The organism is Photorhabdus caribbeanensis (assembly GCF_018448885.1).
GTDB lineage: Bacteria > Pseudomonadota > Gammaproteobacteria > Enterobacterales > Enterobacteriaceae > Photorhabdus > Photorhabdus caribbeanensis.
Genome location: NZ_RCWB01000176.1, coordinates 1 through 228, shown reverse-complemented (window position 1 = coordinate 228; position 228 = coordinate 1). Strand labels below are relative to the sequence as shown.

Annotated in this window: 1 pseudogene; it reads left to right on the top strand. The window is 35.1% G+C overall.

The features are described 5' to 3' along the window. Positions 1–91: pseudogene (locus EAE90_RS24180) on the top strand (DNA recombinase); the annotation flags it as partial. Between the last annotated feature and the right edge of the window lie 137 nt (positions 92–228).

Below are 228 nucleotides of genomic sequence, written 5' to 3'. Positions count from 1 at the left end.
TGGACATAAAAACATTCGCCATACGGTACGTTATACCGCGAGTAATGTTGAACGTTTTCAAGGAGTTTGGGGTGTAAAAGGTAGGCGTTAAGGTACGACAGTTAGGACCATTTTGACTATCGAAACATAGCTATTTTTCTGTATAAAAACAGCACCATACAGAGTTAATATGCGATTATTTCGCAAATTTTAAGGATATCATCTTTACCTATACTAAAATTAAAAGCA